At 71.9% G+C, this 3,026-nt stretch carries 2 protein-coding genes; one reads left to right on the top strand and one right to left on the bottom strand.

Translation table 11 applies throughout. The features are described 5' to 3' along the window. The first annotated feature begins 670 nt into the window (after nt 1-670). A complete protein-coding gene (locus HMPREF0731_RS12820) occupies nt 671-1,975 on the top strand; it encodes a UDP-glucose dehydrogenase family protein (RefSeq protein ID WP_007004571.1) in 1,305 nt (434 codons plus the stop codon). Nucleotides 1,976-2,051: 76 nt separating this feature from the next. Here HMPREF0731_RS12820 and HMPREF0731_RS12815 read toward each other — a convergent pair whose 3' ends face one another. Continuing rightward, nucleotides 2,052-2,861 (bottom strand): nucleotide-binding protein, encoded by an 810-nt coding sequence (locus HMPREF0731_RS12815; RefSeq protein WP_007004570.1) that lies wholly within the window; start codon nt 2,859-2,861, stop codon nt 2,052-2,054. Nucleotides 2,862-3,026: the final 165 nt, after the last annotated feature.

Raw genomic sequence — 3,026 nt, 5'->3', positions numbered from 1 at the left:
CCCCGCGTCGCGCCGCCATGGCGCCGGGTTCGCGCATCCGCCGCAAGGCCAGGGCCAAGCTGGGGCCTGGCGCGCGGCACGCGATGGAATCTCTCCAGCGTTGCAGTCAATCTTTTGCGATCACGCCGCCTTTTGCGTTCACGCCGCGCGGGCCAGGCCGCCTGAGTGGTGGGCCGCGGGGAAATGCACGCGGCGCGATTGGGTGCGGCGGCGGATACACGCCATCCGTGCGGGGCTGGTGAGGTTCGCGCCCTTGTTGCGAGTCGGATTTGAATTCCCTGTTCCCGGACACTGGCGGAATCGAGTCGTGCCGGCGACACGCCGCTGCGGCAGACGGAATGCCCAGGGCGCCCGATGGACGAGGCCCCGGGCGGCGTGCCGCCACGCAACCGCCTGTGGCGCCGGCGGCGGGGGCCGGGGGCTTCACCTTGACCACCCTCTCCTGTATCAGAGTGCAGCGCAACAAGGCGATGCCATGAGACCTGACCATCAGGTTCCCTTGCGGAGACCGGAGAGTTTTCATAACCCTCTCCCGACATCCGGCCGCTCCTCGCGGAGCCCGCACGCCATCATGTTGCAAACAAGAAACTGTTTTGCCGGCGTGGGAGCGTGCTCCGGCGCCGGAGCCGAAGCCGGCCTTGTCCCGACACCTTGAAACACTGAGGTCGAAATGAAAATCACCGTGATCGGGGCCGGCTATGTCGGCCTTGTCTCCGGCGCCTGCTTCGCCGAGTTCGGCGTCGATGTCTGCATCGTCGACACCGAGGCCAGCAAGATCGAGGCGCTGCGCGAGGGCCGCATCCCGATCTACGAGCCCGGCCTCGACCGGCTGGTGGAGGAGAATGCGCGCGATGGCCGCCTGACCTTCACCACCGACCTCAAGGAGGCGATGCAGGGCGCCGAGGCGGTGTTCCTGGCGGTCGGCACCCCGACCCGGCGCGGCGATGGCCATGCCGACCTGACCTATGTCTTCGCCGCGGCCGAGCAGGTGGCCAAGGCCGCCGAGAAGCCGATCGTGCTGGTCACCAAGTCGACCGTGCCGGTGGGCACCGGCCGCCGCGTGAAGGAGATCGTCCGCGCCGCCCGCCCGGACCTGGAGATCGAGGTCGCCTCGAACCCGGAATTCCTGCGCGAGGGCAGCGCCATCGGCGATTTCATGCGGCCCGACCGCGTGGTCGTCGGCGTCGATTCCGAGCGCGCCCTGGCCGTGCTGAAGCGCCTCTACCGCCCGCTCTACCTGATCGAGACGCCGGTGGTCGCCACCAGCATCGAGACGGCGGAGCTGATCAAATACGCCTCCAACGCGTTCCTCGCGGTGAAGATCACCTTCATCAACCAGATGGCCGATCTCTGCGAGAAGGCCGGCGCCAATGTGCACGACGTGGCGCGCGGCATGGGGCTCGATGGCCGCATCGGCCGCAAGTTCCTGCATGCCGGCCCGGGCTATGGCGGCTCCTGCTTCCCCAAGGACACGCTGGCCCTGGCCCGCTCCGCCCAGGAGCTGGGCGCGCCGGTGACCATCGTCGAGCAGACCATCGCCGCCAACGACGCCCGCAAGGCGCAGATGGCCGAGCGCGTGGTCGCCGCCTGCGGCGGCACCGTGGCGGGCAAGACCATCGCCGTGCTCGGCGTCACCTTCAAGCCGGAGACCGACGACATGCGCGACGCGCCGTCGCTGGTCATCCTGCCGGCGCTGGCGGCGGGGGGCGCGCGCATCCGCGCCTATGACCCGCAGCCCGCGCATGCGCGGCAGCTGCTGCCGGGCGGCGTCGAGTTCACGGCGAGCGCCATGGAGGCGGTGCAGGGCGCCGACGCGCTGGTGCTGATCACCGAGTGGAACGAGTTCCGCTCGCTGGCGCCGGAGAAGCTGAAGGCCGCCATGGCCGGCGACGTCATCTGCGACCTGCGCAATGTGTGGGACCCGGCGGCGATGCGGGAGGTGGGCTTCAGCTACAGCTCGATCGGCCGCCCGTAGTTTTTTCGGTTGGCCGGCCCGATGGGCCGGCCTGCGGAAGCCCCGCCGGCCGTCAGGCCGGCGGGGCTTTCGCGTCTCAGGGATCGACGGCGCGGGCCAGCATGGCGACATCGGCCGCCGCCGCCGAATTGGGGTGGCGGCTGAGCAGCGGCGTCTGCCGGCGGATGGTGTCGCGCACCCGCTCATCGCGCCGCACCAGCCCGGCCAGCGGCACGTCGCGCCGCAGGAAGGTGGCGCAGGCGCGCTGCAGCGCCGCCGCGGTGCGCCGGCCGGAGGGGATGTCCACCGCCTGGTTCACCACGATGCGGCAATCGCCGCCCGGCCGGTCGGTGCCGTGCAGCTTCAGCACGGCATAGGCGTCGGTCAGGCTGGTCGGCTCGTCGGTGGCGACCACCAGCAGCGTGTCGGCCGCCGCCGCCAGCCGGCGCGTGGCCGGGGCCAGCCCGGCGCCGAGGTCGAGCAGCACCACATCCCACCGCCCCGTCGCGGCGCGCAGCAGCGCCGCCACATGCTCCACCACCTCGGGCCGGAGGCTGGCCAGGGCGCCGCTGCCGGAGCGGCCGGCCAGCACGTCGAAGCCGCCCTCGGCATGGTGCATCACCGCCTGGGTCAGGGCGATCTTGCCGCTCAGCACCGCCTGCAGGTCGCGCTCCGGCTGCAGGCCAAGCTGCACATCGACATTCGCCAGGCCCAGATCGCCATCCGCCAGCAGCACGCGGCGGCCGCGCTGCGCCAGGGTCTGCGCCAGGGTGATCGCCATCCAGGTCTTGCCGACACCGCCCTTGCCGGAGGCGATGGCGACCAGCTTGCCCGGGGCGGGCCCCGCGGCCGGTCCCGGCTCGAAGCGGGGCTGGGGTTCCGCGCTCGGCGCGAGGTCGGACATCATGCGGATACTCCAGCCGGCAGGGCGGCCGATCGGGGGGAGGGGGCCAGCTTGTCAGCGGCATTGGGGTGGTGGGTGCGGCGGCGCAGCCGGGCTGCCAGCCATTCGGCATCCAGCGGCAGCAGCCCGCCGGCGGCCTCGGGCCCGGTGCCGGCCACCGTCAGCACC

Source organism: Pseudoroseomonas cervicalis ATCC 49957 (genome assembly GCF_000164635.1).
GTDB classification, from domain to species: Bacteria; Pseudomonadota; Alphaproteobacteria; order Acetobacterales; family Acetobacteraceae; genus Pseudoroseomonas; species Pseudoroseomonas cervicalis.
The sequence above is the reverse complement of the archived record's forward strand: the minus strand, read 5'-3'. Positions and strand labels throughout refer to the sequence as shown.

What these genes read in the sequence shown, in the direction of transcription:
- HMPREF0731_RS12815 (WP_007004570.1), bottom strand. Translation starts at nt 2,861, where the DNA reads ATGATGTCCGACCTCGCGCCGAGCGCGGAACCCCAGCCCCGCTTCGAG.
- HMPREF0731_RS12820 (WP_007004571.1), top strand. Translation starts at nt 671, where the DNA reads ATGAAAATCACCGTGATCGGGGCCGGCTATGTCGGCCTTGTCTCCGGC.